Origin of the sequence: Kluyvera cryocrescens NBRC 102467, from assembly GCF_001571285.1 — a bacterium.
Taxonomy (GTDB): Bacteria; Pseudomonadota; Gammaproteobacteria; order Enterobacterales; family Enterobacteriaceae; genus Kluyvera; species Kluyvera cryocrescens.
Window position 1 is genome coordinate 64,612 of sequence record NZ_BCTM01000011.1, and the last position, 17,901, is coordinate 82,512.

A 17,901-nucleotide genomic window follows, 5' to 3' on the forward strand; every position below is an offset into this window, starting at 1 on the left:
TTTGTAGAAGTGATGGCGTTTAGAGAATGAATACACAACAACTGGCGAAACTGCGTTCTATCGTGCCCGAGATGCGTCGCGTCCGGCACATTCACTTTGTTGGCATCGGCGGCGCCGGGATGGGCGGTATTGCCGAAGTATTAGCCAACGAAGGGTATCAGATTAGCGGTTCCGATCTCGCGCCGAACCCGGTGACGCAGCAGTTGGCTCAATTGGGCGCCACCATTTATTTCAACCATCGCCCGGAAAACGTTCGCGATGCGAGCGTGGTCGTGGTCTCTACGGCGATTTCTGCGGATAACCCGGAAATCGTGGCAGCACATGAAGCGCGTATTCCGGTGATTCGTCGCGCGGAGATGCTGGCGGAGCTGATGCGTTTTCGCCACGGTATTGCGATTGCTGGCACCCACGGCAAAACGACCACCACAGCGATGGTATCCAGCATTTATGCGGAAGCCGGGCTTGACCCGACCTTTGTTAACGGTGGATTGGTGAAAGCAGCGGGCGTCCATGCGCGTTTGGGCCACAGCCGTTATCTGATCGCGGAAGCGGATGAGAGCGATGCGTCGTTCCTGCATTTGCAGCCGATGGTGGCGATTGTCACCAACATCGAAGCTGACCATATGGATACCTACCAGGGCGACTTTGAGAATTTAAAACAGACCTTTATTAATTTCCTACACAATTTGCCGTTTTATGGTCGTGCGGTGATGTGCGTGGACGATCCGGTGATTCGCGAGCTTCTGCCGCGCGTAGGTCGCCAGACCACCACCTACGGTTTTAGTGATGACGCCGACGTACGCGTTGAAGACTACCAGCAGATTGGCCCGCAGGGGCACTTCACGCTGGTGCGCCAGGATAAAGAAAACCTGCGCGTGACGCTCAATGCGCCAGGTCGTCACAATGCGCTGAACGCCGCAGCCGCCGTTGCAGTCGCGACTGAAGAAGGGATTGAAGACGACGCGATTCTGCGCGCGCTGGAAAGCTTCCAGGGCACCGGTCGCCGCTTTGATTTCCTCGGCGAATTCCCGCTGGCTGAAGTGAATGGTCAGGACGGTTCCGCGATGCTGGTGGACGACTACGGCCACCACCCAACGGAAGTGGATGCCACGATTAAAGCCGCACGCGCGGGCTGGCCGGATAAAAAGCTGGTGATGGTTTTCCAGCCGCACCGTTACACCCGTACGCGCGATCTGTACGATGATTTTGCTAACGTGCTGACGCAGGTCGATGCCCTGTTGATGCTGGATGTTTACCCGGCAGGAGAAGCTCCGATCCCTGGCGCCGATAGCCGTTCGCTGTGCCGTACCATTCGTGGACGCGGGAAAGTGGATCCGATTTTGATTTCCGACCCAGCACAGGTACCGGAAATGCTGGCTTCAGTACTGACGGGTAATGATTTGGTCTTGATTCAGGGCGCGGGAAATATTGGTAAAATCGCGCGTAACTTAGCTGAAATCAAACTCAAGCCGCAAACTCAGGAGGAACCGCGTCATGGCTGATAAAATCGCGGTTCTTTTGGGGGGGACCTCAGCCGAGCGCGAAGTCTCGCTCAATTCCGGCGCTGCGGTGCTGGCGGGTCTGCGCGAAGCTGGCGTTGACGCGCATGCGGTTGACCCAAAAGAGACTGATGTTACCCAGCTGAAAAACATGGGTTTTAAGAAAGCGTTTATTGCACTGCATGGGCGCGGCGGGGAAGATGGCACGCTTCAAGGGCTTCTGGAGCTGATTTCGCTGCCTTATACCGGCAGCGGCGTAATGGCATCGGCGATTTCCATGGATAAGCTGCGCAGTAAATTATTGTGGCAGGGCGCAGGTTTACCTGTTGCTCCATGGGTAGCGATAACGCGCGAAATGTTCGAAAGTGGGCTGTCTGCAGAGGTTTTAGCGCAGGTCACTGATCTGGGTTTACCGCTGATTGTGAAGCCAAGCCGTGAAGGTTCCAGCGTCGGTATGTCAAAAGTCACGGAGAGTGACAAACTGGCCGATGCGTTATCGCAGGCGTTTCAACATGATGACGAAGTTCTGGTGGAAAAATGGCTGAGTGGGCCTGAATTTACCGTAGCGGTGCTCGGTGAAGAAATTTTACCGTCAGTTCGCATCCAACCTGCCGGAACCTTCTATGATTATGAGGCGAAGTATCTCTCTGATGAGACAAAATATTTCTGCCCTGGTTGTGAGGAATTAGGCCAGGAAGCTGCAATGCAGTCTTTGGTGCTGAAAGCCTGGAAAGTTTTAGGCTGTCGCGGCTGGGGACGTATAGATGTAATGCAGGACAACGACGGGCAATATTATCTGCTGGAGGCGAACACGTCTCCGGGGATGACTAGCCATAGTCTGGTGCCGATGGCGGCGCGACAAGCGGGAATGAGCTTCTCGCAGCTGGTAGTACGAATTCTGGACCTGGCGGGGTGATATGTCGCAGGCTGCGCTGAATACGCGGAACCGTGAAGAAGAGGAGTACGCCTCTTCACGGCGCAATAATGGAACACAGTTAGTCGGTATTTTCTTCCTGCTGGCCGTGTTGTGTACCGTGTTTGTTAGCGGCTGGGTAGTGCTGGGCTGGATGGAAGATGCGCAACGTTTGCCCATCTCAAAACTGGTAGTGACCGGCGATCGTCATTACACGCGTAACGATGATATCCGTCAGTCCATTCTGGCACTGGGATCGCCGGGAACCTTTATGACTCAGGATGTGAACATCGTTCAGAGTCAGATTGAACGACTGCCGTGGATTAAACAGGCAAGCGTAAGAAAACAATGGCCGGACGAATTGAAGATTCATCTGGTTGAATATGTGCCCATTGCGCGTTGGAATGATCAGCACATGGTGGACGCGGAAGGCACGGCCTTTAGCGTACCGGCCGATCGTGCCAACAAACAGAACTTACCTATGCTTTATGGCCCTGAAGGTAGCGCAAGCGAAGTTTTACAGGGTTATCACGACATGGGTGCGGTGCTCGCGAAAGGGAAATTCACGTTGAAGGTTGCGGCGATGACCGCGCGCCGTTCGTGGCAGCTGACGCTTGATAATGGTATCAAGCTGAATCTGGGGCGGGGCGATACGATGAAGCGGCTGGCGCGTTTTATGGAACTGTATCCGGTTCTTTTGCAGCAGGCGCAAACAGAGGGTAATCGGATTAGCTATGTTGATTTGCGTTATGACTCGGGGGCGGCAGTAGGCTGGGAACCTGCACCTGCGGCGGACACCAATCAACAACAGAATCAGGCACAGGCAGAACAACAATGATCAAGGCGACGGACAGAAAACTGGTAGTTGGACTGGAGATTGGCACTGCGAAAGTAGCCGCTTTAGTAGGGGAAGTTCTGCCCGACGGAGTGATTAATATCATTGGGGTTGGCAGTTGCCCGTCCCGAGGTATGGACAAAGGCGGAGTGAACGACCTTGAGTCGGTAGTGAAATGCGTACAGCGCGCTATCGATCAGGCCGAGCTAATGGCGGATTGCCAGATCTCTTCTGTGTATCTGGCGCTTTCCGGTAAGCACATTAGCTGTCAAAATGAGATAGGGATGGTGCCTATCTCAGAAGAAGAGGTCACGCAGGAAGATGTTGAGAACGTGGTGCACACGGCGAAGTCTGTTCGCGTTCGTGATGAGCATCGTGTTTTACACGTTATTCCGCAAGAATACGCCATTGATTACCAGGAAGGGATTAAAAACCCGGTAGGCTTGTCCGGCGTACGTATGCAGGCCAAGGTACATTTGATTACCTGCCACAATGATATGGCAAAAAACATTGTCAAAGCGGTTGAACGTTGTGGTATGAAGGTTGATCAGCTGATTTTCGCCGGGCTGGCATCCAGTTATTCCGTATTGACGGAAGATGAACGTGAGCTGGGTGTCTGCGTTGTGGATATCGGTGGCGGTACAATGGATATCGCGGTATACACCGGCGGTGCGCTGCGTCACACCAAAGTGATCCCTTATGCCGGGAACGTGGTGACCAGTGATATCGCTTACGCCTTCGGTACGCCACCAAGCGATGCCGAAGCGATTAAAGTGCGCCATGGCTGCGCATTAGGCTCCATTGTGGGCAAAGATGAGAGCGTTGAAGTGCCAAGCGTAGGTGGACGTCCACCGCGTAGCCTGCAGCGTCAGACATTGGCAGAAGTTATCGAGCCGCGTTATACCGAGCTTTTGAACCTCGTCAATGAAGAGATTTTACAGTTACAAGAGCAACTGCGTCAGCAAGGGGTAAAACACCACCTGGCGGCGGGGATTGTATTGACCGGCGGTGCGGCGCAAATTGAAGGGTTAGCGGCCTGCGCACAGCGCGTGTTCCATACGCAAGTTCGTATCGGGGCACCGCTGAATATTACTGGTCTGACGGACTATGCCCAGGAGCCGTATTATTCAACGGCTGTGGGTCTGCTGCACTACGGGAAAGAGTCCCACTTAAGTGGTGAAGCAGAGGTAGAAAAGCGCGTAACCGCATCGGTTGGATCGTGGATCAAACGACTGAATAGCTGGTTACGGAAAGAGTTTTAATTTTTAAAGAGACCGGGCACGTTAGCGGTCTCAGGCGACAGGCACAAAACGGAGAGAAACTATGTTTGAACCTATGGAACTGACCAACGACGCGGTGATTAAAGTCATCGGCGTCGGTGGCGGCGGCGGTAATGCCGTTGAACACATGGTGCGCGAACGCATTGAAGGTGTTGAGTTTTTTGCTGTTAACACCGATGCGCAGGCACTGCGTAAAACGGCCGTTGGCCAGACCATCCAGATTGGTAACGGTATTACCAAAGGTCTGGGTGCAGGGGCTAACCCGGAAGTCGGCCGTAACGCGGCTGACGAAGACCGTGAAGCGCTGCGCGCAGCACTGGAAGGTGCGGACATGGTCTTCATCGCAGCAGGCATGGGCGGCGGTACCGGTACCGGTGCAGCACCTGTCGTTGCAGAAGTAGCTAAAGATTTGGGTATTCTGACCGTTGCTGTCGTGACTAAGCCATTCAACTTTGAAGGCAAGAAGCGTATGGCGTTTGCGGAGCAGGGTATCACTGAGCTGTCCAAGCATGTGGACTCGCTGATCACCATTCCAAACGACAAACTGCTGAAAGTGCTGGGTCGTGGTATTTCTCTGCTCGATGCATTTGGCGCGGCTAACGACGTGCTGAAAGGCGCAGTGCAGGGTATCGCCGAACTGATCACCCGTCCGGGTCTGATGAACGTCGACTTTGCAGACGTGCGTACCGTGATGTCCGAAATGGGCTATGCGATGATGGGCTCCGGCATTGCGAGCGGTGAAGACCGTGCAGAAGAAGCGGCTGAAATGGCTATCTCTTCTCCGCTGCTGGAAGATATCGACCTGTCCGGTGCTCGTGGCGTTCTGGTCAACATCACCGCGGGCTTCGACCTGCGTCTGGATGAATTCGAAACCGTTGGTAACACCATCCGTGCGTTTGCATCGGACAATGCGACCGTGGTTATCGGTACTTCCCTTGACCCGGATATGAACGACGAACTGCGCGTGACCGTTGTGGCAACCGGTATTGGCATGGACAAACGTCCAGAGATTACCCTTGTTGCGAACAAACAGGCGCAACAGCCGGTGCTGGATCGCTATCAGCAGCACGGTATGGCTCCGTTGACGCAAGAGCAGAAACCGGCCGCTAAAGTGGTAAACGACAATACGGCGCAAACCACGAAAGAACCGGATTATCTGGATATCCCAGCGTTCCTGCGTAAGCAAGCTGATTAAGAATTAGCTGGAATTAGGGAATCTGCGCTCTTTGTGCTAAACTGGCCCACCGAATGTATAGTACACTTCGGTTGGATAGTTAATTTGGCGAGATTATACGATGATCAAACAAAGGACACTTAAACGTATCGTTCAGGCGACTGGCGTCGGTTTACATACCGGCAAAAAGGTCACACTGACGCTACGCCCTGCGCCGGCAAATACCGGGGTCATCTATCGTCGCACCGACTTGAATCCACCGGTAGATTTTCCGGCCGATGCCAAATCTGTGCGTGATACAATGCTCTGTACTTGTCTGGTCAACGAGCATGACGTGCGGATTTCGACCGTAGAGCACCTTAACGCCGCACTGGCGGGGTTGGGTATCGACAACATCATTGTTGAAGTCGATGCGCCAGAAATCCCGATCATGGACGGCAGTGCTGCGCCATTCGTTTATCTGCTGATGGATGCTGGCATTGATGAACTGAACTGCGCGAAGAAATTCGTCCGTATTAAAGACACCGTTCGTGTTGAAGATGGCGATAAGTGGGCTGAATTCAAACCGTACAATGGTTTTTCGTTGGACTTTACCATCGACTTTAACCATCCGGCGATTGATGCAAGCACCCAGCGTTATGCGATGAATTTCTCCGCAGACGCCTTTATGCGCCAGATCAGCCGTGCACGTACCTTCGGTTTCATGCGTGATATCGAATATCTGCAGTCCCGTGGCCTGTGCCTGGGCGGCAGCTTCGATTGTGCCATCGTTGTTGACGATTATCGCGTACTGAACGAAGACGGCCTGCGTTTTGAAGATGAATTCGTTCGTCACAAAATGCTGGATGCTATCGGTGACTTGTTCATGTGTGGTCACAACATTATTGGTGCATTTACCGCGTTTAAATCCGGTCATGCGCTGAATAACAAACTTCTGCAGGCAGTCCTGGCAAAACAGGAAGCCTGGGAATATGTGACCTTCGAAGACGACGCAGAACTGCCGCTGGCGTTCAAAGCACCGACAATGGTTCTGGCATAAGCCTAACCATCGCGTAAATTCGACTGGCAACCTGGCACTCTCTCCGGTCAGGGAACCAGTCGTTTTTTCTTTTTTGACCCCTCTTCATTCTTCTTTTCTGCTATGGGTGTTTCTGGAAAGATCACACTCCTGCGCGACCGCTGTTTTCTTGAGCCATTTTTCGCTGATGAATTCGTCAATACTGCTGCTGTAGAGCTGCATTAATGGTAATATCTGGGCGCTAAAATAGAATAATGACAATAAAAACGAAGGTGGAACATTACGTGAGTGGAATGCTGACGCGCTGGCGACAGTTTGGTAGACGCTACTTCTGGCCGCATCTCCTGTTGGGGATGGTTGCTGCTGGATTTGGCCTGCCTGCACTTGCGAATAATACCGAACCCGCCTCGCCTACCCGTACGACGGCCAGCAACCATAGCCCGTCACAGAAAATCGATTTTACGCAGCTGGCGCGGCTGGAAAATAATCGCCGTCCTTCTTTCAACGTCGATTACTGGCATCAGCACGCTATTCGTACGGTTATCCGTCACCTCTCTTTTGCCATGGTGCCGACTGCGCTTCCGGTTGCAGAAACCGCATCGCCGCTGCAGGCGCAGCATCTGGCGTTACTTGATTCGCTGAATGCGTTACTAAATGTAGAAAGCCAACCGTCGCTTGTCATTGCGCAGGCCGCGGTACTACCTGCTTCACCTCCTCTGGTTTTTAACATTCCGTCCTGGGTTAGCCAGGTACATGGGATCCGCGCAGGACCGCAGCGCCTCGTCTGAAAATAACCGTTTTATCCTTTTATTTTTATGACTCCGAAATGTCGGGGCGTTTGAGATTTTATTATGTTAATCAAATTATTGACCAAAGTTTTTGGCAGTCGTAACGATCGTACGCTGCGTCGTATGCGCAAAGCTGTCGCCCTCATTAACTCGATGGAACCGGAGATGGAAAAACTCTCCGATGACGAGCTGAAAGCCAAAACCAATGAATTCCGCGCGCGCATTGAAAAAGGCGAAAGCGTAGAAAGCCTGATCCCGGAAGCGTTCGCCGTAGTACGTGAGGCCAGTAAACGTGTGTTTGGCATGCGCCACTTTGACGTGCAGCTGCTGGGCGGTATGGTTCTGAACGACCGCTGCATCGCGGAAATGCGTACTGGTGAAGGTAAAACCCTGACCGCAACGCTGCCGGCCTACGTGAATGCGCTGTCCGGTAAAGGCGTTCACGTGGTTACCGTCAACGATTATCTGGCACAGCGTGACGCCGAAAATAACCGCCCGCTGTTCGAATTCCTCGGCATGACCGTGGGCATTAACATGTCTGGCCTGCCGGCTCCGGCTAAACGTGAAGCCTACAACGCGGACATTACTTACGGTACTAACAACGAATACGGTTTTGACTACCTGCGTGACAACATGGCGTTCAGCCCTGAAGAGCGCGTACAGCGTAAACTGCACTATGCGTTGGTGGATGAGGTCGACTCCATCCTGATCGATGAAGCGCGTACCCCGCTTATCATTTCCGGCCCGGCTGAAGACAGCTCGGAAATGTATAAGAAAGTGAACAAAATCATCCCACATCTGGTTCGTCAGGAAAAAGAAGACTCCGACACCTTCCAGGGCGAAGGTCACTTCTCCGTGGATGAAAAAGCGCGCCAGGTCAACATCACCGAGCGCGGTCTGGTGCTGGTAGAAGAATTGCTGGTGAAAGAAGGCATTATGGAAGAGGGCGAATCGCTGTATTCCCCTACGAACATTATGCTGATGCACCACGTGACCGCTGCGCTGCGCGCACACGTGCTGTTCACTCGTGACGTCGACTACATCGTTAAAGATGGCGAAGTGATTATCGTCGATGAACACACCGGTCGTACCATGCAGGGGCGTCGCTGGTCTGACGGTCTGCACCAGGCGGTTGAAGCCAAAGAAGGCGTTGATATTCAGAACGAAAACCAGACGCTGGCATCTATCACCTTCCAGAACTACTTCCGTCTGTACGAGAAGCTGGCGGGGATGACCGGTACTGCAGATACCGAAGCATTCGAATTTAGCTCTATCTACAAACTCGATACCGTAGTGGTACCGACTAACCGTCCGATGATCCGTAAAGATATGCCGGATCTGGTCTACATGACTGAAGCGGAGAAAATTCAGGCCATCATTGAAGATATCAGAGAGCGTACCGCCAACGGACAGCCGGTTCTGGTTGGTACTATCTCCATTGAGAAATCCGAAGTGGTTTCTAATGAGTTGGTCAAAGCGGGTATCAAGCATAACGTGCTGAATGCCAAGTTCCATGCCAGCGAAGCGGATATCGTTGCGCAAGCGGGTTACCCGGCCGCGGTCACCATCGCCACCAACATGGCGGGTCGTGGTACCGATATTATGCTCGGTGGTAGCTGGCAGGCGGAAGTCGCTCAGCTTGAAGATCCAACGCCGGAGCAGATCGCACAGATCAAAGCTGACTGGCAGGTGCGTCATGATGCAGTACTGGCTGCAGGTGGTCTGCACATCATTGGTACCGAACGTCACGAATCTCGTCGTATCGATAACCAGCTGCGCGGCCGTTCTGGTCGTCAGGGTGATGCGGGTTCTTCTCGTTTCTATCTGTCTATGGAAGATGCCCTGATGCGTATCTTTGCCTCTGACCGTGTGTCTGGCATGATGCGCAAACTGGGTATGAAACCTGGTGAAGCGATTGAACACCCATGGGTGACCAAGGCGATTGCTAACGCCCAGCGCAAAGTGGAAAGCCGTAACTTCGATATTCGTAAGCAACTGCTGGAATATGATGATGTCGCCAACGATCAGCGTCGCGCGATTTATACCCAGCGTAACGAACTGTTGGACGTGTCAGACGTAAGCGAAACCATCAACAGCATTCGTGAAGATGTGTTTAAAGCCACGATTGATGCGCACATTCCGCCACAATCGCTGGAAGAAATGTGGGATATCCCGGGTCTGCAGGAACGTCTGAAAAATGACTTCGATCTGGAGCTGCCAATTTCTGAATGGCTGGACAAAGAGCCTGAACTGCATGAAGAGACGCTGCGTGAGCGTATTCTGGAAAATGCGGTTGAAGTCTACAAACGCAAAGAAGAGGTGGTTGGCACTGAGATGATGCGCCACTTCGAGAAAGGCGTGATGTTGCAGACCCTCGATTCCCTGTGGAAAGAGCACCTGGCAGCGATGGATTATCTGCGTCAGGGTATCCACCTGCGTGGCTATGCACAGAAAGATCCAAAGCAGGAATACAAACGTGAGTCCTTTGCGATGTTTGCTTCCATGCTGGAGTCACTGAAGTATGAAGTGATTAGCACTCTGAGCAAGGTTCAGGTGCGCATGCCGGAAGAAGTCGAAGAAATGGAGCAGCAGCGTCGCGAAGAAGCTGAGCGTCTGGCGCAGCTTCAGCAACTGAGCCATCAAAGCGATGATTCCGCTGCCGCACAGGATTTGGCAGCACAAACCGGCGAGCGCAAAGTAGGGCGTAACGATCCGTGCCCATGTGGTTCCGGTAAAAAATACAAACAGTGCCACGGCCGTTTGAGCTAAGGGTCGGTTAGACAATAAAAGGCGCAGATTACTGCGCCTTTTTTATAGGTAAAACAAGATGAAAAAACTGCAAATATCCGTTGGTATCATTCGTAACGCAGAAGGGGAAATTTATATCACCCAGCGTGCTGCCGACGCGCACATGGCGAATAAGTGGGAGTTTCCTGGCGGTAAGATTGAAGAGGGCGAGACTGCTGAACAGGCGGTGATCCGAGAACTGCAGGAAGAGGTGGGGATTACCGTGACGACCCTTCAGCAGTTTGACAAGCTGGAGTATCAGTTTCCCGATCGTCACATCACGCTGTGGTTCTGGTTGGTGAATGGCTGGGACGGTGAGCCGTGGGGTAAAGAAGGGCAGCCGGGACGTTGGATTGCGCAACAGGATTTAGCGGTGGATGAGTTTCCGCCGGCTAACGCACCGATCATTGAAAAGCTCATCGCGAGCTAAACTCATGACGTTGACGCCGGGATAACCCGGCGTCGCTGTATTCAGACCGCTTATAATTCCTTCTCTTCGCTCCAACCATCGGTATCGGAAAGATCGCCGCTGCTTGGAATACGCTTTTCTTCCGCCGCCCACTCGCCAAGATCAATGAGCTGGCAGCGTTTAGAGCAGAATGGGCGATATGGGCTTTGCTCGCCCCAGATAACCGGTTTGTTGCAGGTTGGGCAGTTTACCGTCGTGACGTCAGACATTATGGCTCCTTAGCAGCATGCCAGTTCAAAATCGAGACGTTCCGGAACGCTTCCGTGTTCGCTATCCAGCGGCATGAAGCGAATGGCAAAGCGGCTCTTGTGGCCGGAAATTTGCGGATAAAGCTGGGAAACCAGATCCAGCTTCAAGCGCAGCAGATCGGCATCATCGCCATTGTCCTGGTAGAAGCCGTTCAGGCTGGTTTGCTTGCGGAACTGCGCGGAGTTGCGCACCAGGTCGAGGATCAGCGCTAACGCCTGATTCAGCGGTTCGAGGCTGGCGAGCCAGGATTCTACCAACGTATCGCGCTGGCTCTGCTTGGCGTGTAGCCACATATGCAATGTCGGTAAATCAAAGCTGCAGCAGCCGCCAGGAATGCTCAGACGTTGGCGAACCAGTGCGATCAGTCGATCTTCTCGCAGGAACTGGCCAATACGCGGAGCGGCCATCAGGATACTGCTGCTGTTCTTTAACTGTTGGCGCAATGCATCAATACGACTGATATCAACACCGGGCACTTCGCTCCAGGCATTGAGTTTCCGCTGCTGGCGCTCCAGCTCTTTGAGGAGTTCAGTGCGGATATCACCGCGCTCGAACACATCCAGTAAATCCCCAACATTACGGAAAAAATGCAGCGCGCTGGCGTGATCCCTGATAGGTAAATTGGCATTCATTTGCTCTGTCAGAAATTCAATACGCAGCCAGGTACGCATTTTTTCATTCAAGGGATGCTCAAAAAGGATGTGGGTGTGCATTACGATTTTTCCTGTGATACAGCCTGCGCGGCGAGCTGGAGATAGCGGGCGTGCAGGCGAGCGACATCCGATGCAATTGCATCTGGTGTGCCGTTGTTATTAATAATGTCATCAGCCACGGCCAAACGTTCTTCGCGGGAGGCCTGGGCTGCAAGAATATTCTCCGCATGCTCTCGCGACACCTTGTCGCGCTGCATGGTTCGGTGAAGCTGAGTTTCACGTGCGACGTCGACAACCAGCACGCGATCGGCTCGATGATAGAGCTTATTTTCCACCAGCAGTGGAACAACCCAAAGCACATATGGCGATGTGGCCTGTTGGAACTGACGCTGGGTTTCTTGCTGAATAAGCGGGTGCAGAAGGCTGTTTAACCAGGTTTTGTCATCAGGGTGAGCAAAAATATGCTCGCGTAGCGCACGGCGATTCAGTGCACCGTCTGAGGTTAGCATCTGAGGACCAAAATATTCTTCAATTGCTGCCAGAGCAGGCATTCCCGGTTCGACAACCTGGCGGGCGATAATATCGGCATCAATAACGTTTATTCCCAGGCGAAAAAATGCATCTGCGACCGTACTTTTACCGCTGCCGATGCCGCCCGTTAACGCTACTGTGTAAGTCATACCGCTTTGCCCTGGGTTTTTAGTATGAAAATCATTTGGTTAATAAACTGGCCGCCGGCAACGAGGATATCAATGTTGCACGGCGCTCAACGCCAGGTAAATTTATGGGATTGTAGCTTAAAAAAACTGAAAATCGCAGTCTTGCGAAGCCCTGATTAGTGCGTATGATTACATTACTGGAGTTGTGCTCTCAATTTAATTGCCATTAACCCCAGGAATTCGCACATGCGTATCGAAGAAGATCTGAAGTTAGGTTTCAAAGACGTTCTTATCCGCCCTAAACGCTCTACCCTTAAAAGCCGTTCCGATGTTGAACTGGAACGCGACTTCACCTTTAAACATTCAGGACAACGCTGGTCAGGCGTGCCGATTATCGCAGCGAACATGGATTCTGTGGGCACTTTCGGAATGGCAAAAGTCCTTTCCTCTTTTGGTATTCTGACGGCGGTACATAAGCACTACACCGTTGAAGAGTGGAAAACTTTCGTACAGACCGAGTCTGTGGACGTGCTTAAGCATGTGATGGTTTCTACCGGTACTTCCGATGCTGATTTTGAAAAAACGCAGCAGATCCTCAAACTGAATCCGGCACTGACTTTTGTCTGCATTGATGTAGCGAATGGTTACTCCGAGCATTTTGTACAATTCGTCGCGAAAGCGCGTGAAGCATGGCCGACCAAAACCATCTGTGCCGGTAACGTCGTGACTGGGGAAATGTGCGAAGAGCTGATTCTCTCCGGTGCCGATATCGTTAAAGTCGGCATTGGCCCTGGCTCCGTTTGTACCACTCGCGTGAAAACCGGCGTCGGCTACCCGCAGCTTTCTGCCGTTATCGAATGCGCTGATGCTGCACACGGTCTGGGCGGTCAGATCGTCAGCGATGGCGGCTGCACCATGCCGGGCGATGTGGCGAAGGCTTTTGGCGGCGGCGCGGATTTCGTTATGCTGGGTGGTATGCTGGCGGGTCACGATGAGAGCGGTGGCAAACTGGTGGAAGAGAACGGTGAGAAATTTATGCTGTTCTACGGAATGAGCTCTGAGTCTGCGATGAACCGTCACGTTGGCGGCGTTGCCCAGTATCGCGCTGCGGAAGGCAAAACGGTTAAGCTGCCGCTGCGCGGACCGGTGGAACATACCGCACGCGATATTCTTGGCGGCCTGCGTTCAGCGTGTACCTATGTCGGGGCTTCGCGACTGAAAGAATTGACTAAACGCACGACCTTTATCCGAGTACAGGAACAAGAGAACCGCGTGTTCAACAGCCTGTAGCTTTGAGGATTAACGCTGGTGCTTAGTGCGCCAGCGTTACCCCATCCCACTAATGGCATCTCCCAAGTGAAAGATTGGCAGATACATCGCCACCACCAACGTACCAATAATTAATCCCGTCACGATCAGAAGCATCGGCTCCAGTAACGATGTCAGATTCTCCGCCAGATTTTGCGTATTCTCATCATGATGACGCGCCAGATTATCCAGCATTTCATCCAGCGCACCTGACGCTTCCCCGGTTCTGACCAGCTGCAAGCAAAGCGGCGTAAAAACCTGACTCTTTTCCATTGCTTGCCAGATAGCGCTGCCATGGGCGATGTCCTGATAAAGCGTGCTGATGATTTCGCGCCACCACGGACAGACCAGCGTCATTTCAACCGTTTCCAGCCCCTGTAAGAAAGCGATACCCGCGCGTTGTGTTAGCGCGAGCACGGTGAAGATTTGACTGAGCTTTTGTCCACGCGCGAGCTTTCCCATCACCGGTAGCGATAGCACTATTTTTTGGCGGGTGCGTTGCCACGGGGGGTGATTTTTCAGGGCCGTACTGAGGACGAGGGGAATAATGGGCAGTAATAATATTATGAAAAACCACTGCTCGACAAAAGCGGCCATTGCCATCACGGCAAGCGTGAGCGTGGGTAATGGGGTGTTAAATGTGCGATAGATGGCCGTGAACTCCGGCAGAACGAATCCGGTCATGGCCATCACCACTAGCGCAGCGAGCGACAGAATAATCATGGGATAACGCAGCGCTTTTTTTACCTTCGCCGCCAGCAGGAGCTGCGCTTTTTGCTGGCGTACGAGCTCAAGACAGCACTGTTCCAGTTTACCGGTGATTTCACCGGTGCGAATCATGGCAAGGTATAAAGGCGGAAATGCCTGGGGCCATTGCTGTAGCCCTTCTGACAATGAGACACCTTGTGCCAATCTCTCTGATAACGATGACAGCAGGGCTCGCCACTGCGCACTGGGATGTTGTTGTGCCAGCAGGGTTAGGCTGTCCGATAATGTGAGCCCGGCCTGTAGCAATGTGGCTAACTGACTGATAACCATACAGCTATGCTGTGTGCGCCACTGCGAGGCGTTAATGCTACGGCGCTTTAGCGTTATGACGGTAATACGCTGTTGTTGTAGCGCAATGAGAACGGCAGGGCGATGGTTGCCCCAAATGGTACCATGGAGTCTCTCTCCATTAGCGTTTAGTCCCTGCCAGTGCCAGAGTTGTTCACGCATCCTGAGGCATCCCAAGAACGCGAAGCAGCTCTTCCTGAGTCGTGAGTCCCTGTTCAACGGCAAGGCAGCCGCTCTCGAAGAGCGTGTTCATCCCTTCTTGCCTTGCGCGTTGCATCAATTCAGATGGACTTGAACCGTGGAGAATGGATTGACGTAGCGTTGGCGTGAGCGGTAGAACCTCAAACAGCGCCAACCGTCCGTGATAGCCATGATAGCAATGTGAGCATCCTGGCGCAGCCCAGTGTGGAAGCGCGCGTGGCCAAAGTGCCAGCGGCAGCGTGTAGCCGCCCTGAACTTCAACACGGCAGTGAGGACAAAGTTTCCGTACAAGACGCTGTGCAACGACCATCAGCAATGCAGATGAAACCATCCAGCGGGCTACCCCCATTTGCTCAAGGCGTACCAGTGTTTCTACGGTAGAGTTTGTATGCAGGGTTGAAAGCACCAGATGCCCGGTTTGTGCTGCTTTGATGGCAATTTCCGCGGTTTCGTTATCGCGGATCTCGCCAACCATCACGATATCCGGATCTTGCCGCAGCAAAGATCGCAGCACGCTTTGAAAGGTGAGCCCCGCTCTGACGTTAACCTGGGTTTGATTGAGACCATCCAGCGGGATCTCAACGGGATCCTCGACGCTGCATATATTCACATCACTGCTATTACGACTTTGCAGGGCGCTATAGAGCGTGACCGTTTTTCCGCTTCCCGTTGGCCCGGTAACCAGAATCAGCCCCTGCGGTTGGTTCAGTGCCGATTGGAATTGCACCAACGCTTCTGGCGACATCCCTAGCCCCTGGAGATCCAGCGCTTGCTCAACCTTATGCAGCAGGCGCAGGACCACTTTCTCTCCATAGCGGCAAGGTAGCGTCGAAATGCGAAAAGAGAGGGGAGCACCACTGATCTCAACCGTGAACTGCCCGTCCTGGGGGAGACGACGTTCGGCGATATCAAGACTACCCAGCACCTTCAATCTGGCAACCAGCGGAGTCATCAGCAGCAACGAGGCGGTAGACAGCGTGTGTAACACACCGTCCACTCGCAGACGGATGCGTAGATGGTGTTCCGTGGGCTCGAAGTGAATATCGGATGCGCGCTGGAGCTGTGCTTGTTGAAAGAGTTGGTTCAGTAACTCCACCGGGTTGTTCGCATCGTCATGGAGGACGGGCAGATTAACGCTGCTGCTTTTTTGTCGATATTTATCCATACGCTCCTGGTCCCAACACTCAATGTCTACCCGTTTTTGTGTGGCAAAACGCAGGGAGTCCATGAGTTCGCCTGCCGGGGAGCCAACCACGGCGATGCCGAGTTCGTCCGGGCCGTTAAACAACAGCACAGCATGGTGGCGTTGGCACAGCGTGAGTAATTGTTCATTCTTCATTGACGGCTCCTTTGCCTATTGGGCGTCAAAACGGAAAACATCTTCACAGGCCTGCTGTAACGCACTGTCGCTCTGAATACCACAGGTGCGCTGCCAGCCGGTTATGCCATTTGCGTTATCCCAGCCGGGCACTAATGTGACCGTTAACCCATTGAGGCTCTCCTGGCCGGTGAGTACGACGGTACCTTTGGTGATGCTCATTCCCGAAACATAACGGGTAGTCGTGGGGGAGGGGATGCCGTTGCTGCTGGCATTACAGCTATCAATACCGCCATGATCGAGTGCGCAAAGTTCTATGGCGGTGCGGTAGGGAACAAAAGTTTGCAGCATGTCGGTCAATGCCGCTTTACGCAGGTAGTTTTGATAGGCTGGAATACCGATAGCGCTGAGGATAGCGATGATGCCAATAACAACCATCAGTTCGATGAGGGTGAAACCTTTTTGTTTATCCATGATCTGCTCCTTGCTGAGTCTGGCGCTACTGTGTCAAAGCTCAAGGAGAACGGCGAGGGAGGAAAATGGATTCGGGGAAGCGCGTTCCAGGATGTGTTATGTCGTTGCAGCGATACATAAAAAACGGGAAGCCGGGACGAAAAAAAGCCCTCCAGAGGGAGGGCATTTAGAAAGGGGCGTTTTTAGCGAAAACGCATCGACAGGTCAAGGGCGCGAACGTGTTTGGTCAGTGCTCCGACAGAGATAAAGTCGACGCCCGTTTCGGCGAACTCACGCAGGGTTTCGGCGGTAACATTACCGGAGACTTCCAGCTGCGCCTGACCACGGGTCATTTTCACCGCTTCGCGCATTTGTTCGGTGTCGAAGTTATCGAGCATGATGATATCCGCGCCGGCCTTTAGCGCTTCTTCTAGCTCTTTCAGGCTTTCGACCTCGACCTCCACCGGCACATCAGGATGTAACCAGAAGGCTTTTTCCACCGCCTGGCGTACGGAACCAGAGGCAATAATGTGGTTTTCTTTAATCAGGAAAGCGTCAGAAAGGCCCAGACGATGGTTGGCGCCACCGCCGCACAGGACGGCATACTTCAGCGCGGTGCGTAGGCCTGGTAGCGTTTTACGGGTATCCAGCAACTGAGTATGGGTACCTTCCAGTAGATTGACGTATTTGCGCACTTCGCTGGCCACGCCGGAGAGTGTTTGCACGAAATTCAGCGCGGTGCGTTCGCCTGTCAGCAGTACACGGGATGGCCCGAGAATTTCAAAGAGCGGTTGGTTGGCGGTCACGGCATCGCCGTCAGCGACATGCCAGGTGAGGGTAACGTCATCACCGGCAAGCTGGATAAAGACCTCTTCAACCCAACGTTTACCGCAAAAAACGCCATCTTCGCGGGTGATTACCACCGCATGCGAGTGGCTGTTTTCCGGTAAGAGTTGTGCGGTAATATCGTTATGCGCATCCACTTCGCCTCCGAGGTCTTCACGCAGCGCCTGGGCAACAGCGTTAGGGATATCGAGGTTGATACGTTCTAGCAGCGCGTCACGTCGGTGGTCTGGGTTATAGCGGCGAGGCGGCATGATTAAGCTCCAAAATGGTAACGATGCGAAAGATTGAAACATGCTACTCTGAACCGACAAGCATAACCACTTATAAGGAAATCTCGAATGCGGTTCAACCGATCGCCTTTGAGTGGTCTCAGTCGTGGTTGTGCGCGTTAACCT

Annotated in this window: 17 protein-coding genes; 10 read left to right on the plus strand and 7 right to left on the minus strand. The window is 53.1% G+C overall.

Translation table 11 applies throughout. From position 1 onward, the window contains the following. Positions 1-26: 26 nt before the first annotated feature. The 9 genes from murC to mutT all read left to right on the plus strand — a co-directional run bounded on the left by murC (position 27) and on the right by mutT (position 10,724). Entirely contained in the window at positions 27-1,502 is a 1,476-nt protein-coding gene (gene murC / locus KCR01S_RS09055) for a UDP-N-acetylmuramate--L-alanine ligase (protein WP_061282285.1), read from the plus strand. Then, positions 1,495-2,415: a D-alanine--D-alanine ligase gene (locus KCR01S_RS09060; protein ID WP_061282286.1), complete on the plus strand. Its 921-nt coding sequence runs from the start codon at positions 1,495-1,497 to the stop codon at positions 2,413-2,415. The genes murC and KCR01S_RS09060 overlap by 8 nt, the downstream gene beginning before the upstream one ends. 1 nt (position 2,416) lies before the next feature. Beyond that, positions 2,417-3,250, plus strand: coding sequence for a cell division protein FtsQ (gene ftsQ, locus KCR01S_RS09065; protein ID WP_061282289.1), 834 nt, complete (start codon positions 2,417-2,419; stop codon positions 3,248-3,250). After that, positions 3,247-4,509: a cell division protein FtsA gene (gene ftsA / locus KCR01S_RS09070; RefSeq protein WP_052283034.1), complete on the plus strand. Its 1,263-nt coding sequence runs from the start codon at positions 3,247-3,249 to the stop codon at positions 4,507-4,509. Before ftsQ ends, ftsA begins: the two co-directional genes overlap by 4 nt. 61 nt (positions 4,510-4,570) lie before the next feature. After that, positions 4,571-5,722, plus strand: coding sequence for a cell division protein FtsZ (gene ftsZ, locus KCR01S_RS09075; RefSeq protein ID WP_052283033.1), 1,152 nt, complete (start codon positions 4,571-4,573; stop codon positions 5,720-5,722). 100 nt (positions 5,723-5,822) lie between these two features. After that, positions 5,823-6,740 (plus strand): UDP-3-O-acyl-N-acetylglucosamine deacetylase, encoded by a 918-nt coding sequence (gene lpxC, locus KCR01S_RS09080; protein ID WP_052283032.1) that lies wholly within the window; start codon positions 5,823-5,825, stop codon positions 6,738-6,740. A gap of 263 nt (positions 6,741-7,003) precedes the next feature. Then, positions 7,004-7,507, plus strand: coding sequence for a secA translation cis-regulator SecM (gene secM / locus KCR01S_RS09085; RefSeq protein ID WP_082767954.1), 504 nt, complete (start codon positions 7,004-7,006; stop codon positions 7,505-7,507). A 63-nt stretch (positions 7,508-7,570) separates the two neighbouring features. Continuing rightward, positions 7,571-10,276, plus strand: a complete 2,706-nt coding sequence (gene secA / locus KCR01S_RS09090) for a preprotein translocase subunit SecA (protein WP_061282293.1) — start codon at positions 7,571-7,573, stop codon at positions 10,274-10,276. A gap of 58 nt (positions 10,277-10,334) precedes the next feature. After that, a complete protein-coding gene (gene mutT, locus KCR01S_RS09095) occupies positions 10,335-10,724 on the plus strand; it encodes an 8-oxo-dGTP diphosphatase MutT (protein ID WP_061282295.1) in 390 nt (129 codons plus the stop codon). Between the two features lie 50 nt (positions 10,725-10,774). On the opposite strand, the gene yacG is transcribed toward mutT, so the two are convergent. The 3 genes from yacG to coaE are packed head-to-tail and all read right to left on the minus strand — an operon-like array spanning position 10,775 to position 12,345. After that, positions 10,775-10,972, minus strand: coding sequence for a DNA gyrase inhibitor YacG (yacG, locus tag KCR01S_RS09100; protein ID WP_061282297.1), 198 nt, complete (start codon positions 10,970-10,972; stop codon positions 10,775-10,777). A gap of 9 nt (positions 10,973-10,981) precedes the next feature. Further along, on the minus strand, positions 10,982-11,725 hold the full coding sequence (gene zapD, locus KCR01S_RS09105; protein ID WP_061282299.1) for a cell division protein ZapD: 744 nt from the start codon (positions 11,723-11,725) through the stop codon (positions 10,982-10,984). Next, entirely contained in the window at positions 11,725-12,345 is a 621-nt protein-coding gene (gene coaE / locus KCR01S_RS09110) for a dephospho-CoA kinase (protein ID WP_061282301.1), read from the minus strand. The genes zapD and coaE overlap by 1 nt, the downstream gene beginning before the upstream one ends. A gap of 225 nt (positions 12,346-12,570) precedes the next feature. On the opposite strand from coaE, the gene KCR01S_RS09115 reads away from it, so the two are divergent. Then, positions 12,571-13,614, plus strand: a complete 1,044-nt coding sequence (locus KCR01S_RS09115) for a GMP reductase (protein WP_061282303.1) — start codon at positions 12,571-12,573, stop codon at positions 13,612-13,614. A 36-nt stretch (positions 13,615-13,650) separates the two neighbouring features. On the opposite strand, the gene hofC is transcribed toward KCR01S_RS09115, so the two are convergent. The 4 genes from hofC to nadC all read right to left on the minus strand — a co-directional run bounded on the left by hofC (position 13,651) and on the right by nadC (position 17,757). Then, positions 13,651-14,850 (minus strand): protein transport protein HofC, encoded by a 1,200-nt coding sequence (hofC, locus tag KCR01S_RS09120; RefSeq protein ID WP_061282304.1) that lies wholly within the window; start codon positions 14,848-14,850, stop codon positions 13,651-13,653. Beyond that, complete coding sequence (gene gspE, locus KCR01S_RS09125; RefSeq protein WP_061282306.1) at positions 14,843-16,228, minus strand: type II secretion system protein GspE; 1,386 nt, start codon at positions 16,226-16,228, stop codon at positions 14,843-14,845. Before gspE ends, hofC begins: the two co-directional genes overlap by 8 nt. Positions 16,229-16,243: 15 nt before the next feature. Then, positions 16,244-16,681: a prepilin peptidase-dependent pilin gene (gene ppdD, locus KCR01S_RS09130; protein ID WP_061282308.1), complete on the minus strand. Its 438-nt coding sequence runs from the start codon at positions 16,679-16,681 to the stop codon at positions 16,244-16,246. Between the two features lie 182 nt (positions 16,682-16,863). Continuing rightward, on the minus strand, positions 16,864-17,757 hold the full coding sequence (gene nadC / locus KCR01S_RS09135; protein WP_061282310.1) for a carboxylating nicotinate-nucleotide diphosphorylase: 894 nt from the start codon (positions 17,755-17,757) through the stop codon (positions 16,864-16,866). Positions 17,758-17,901: the final 144 nt, after the last annotated feature.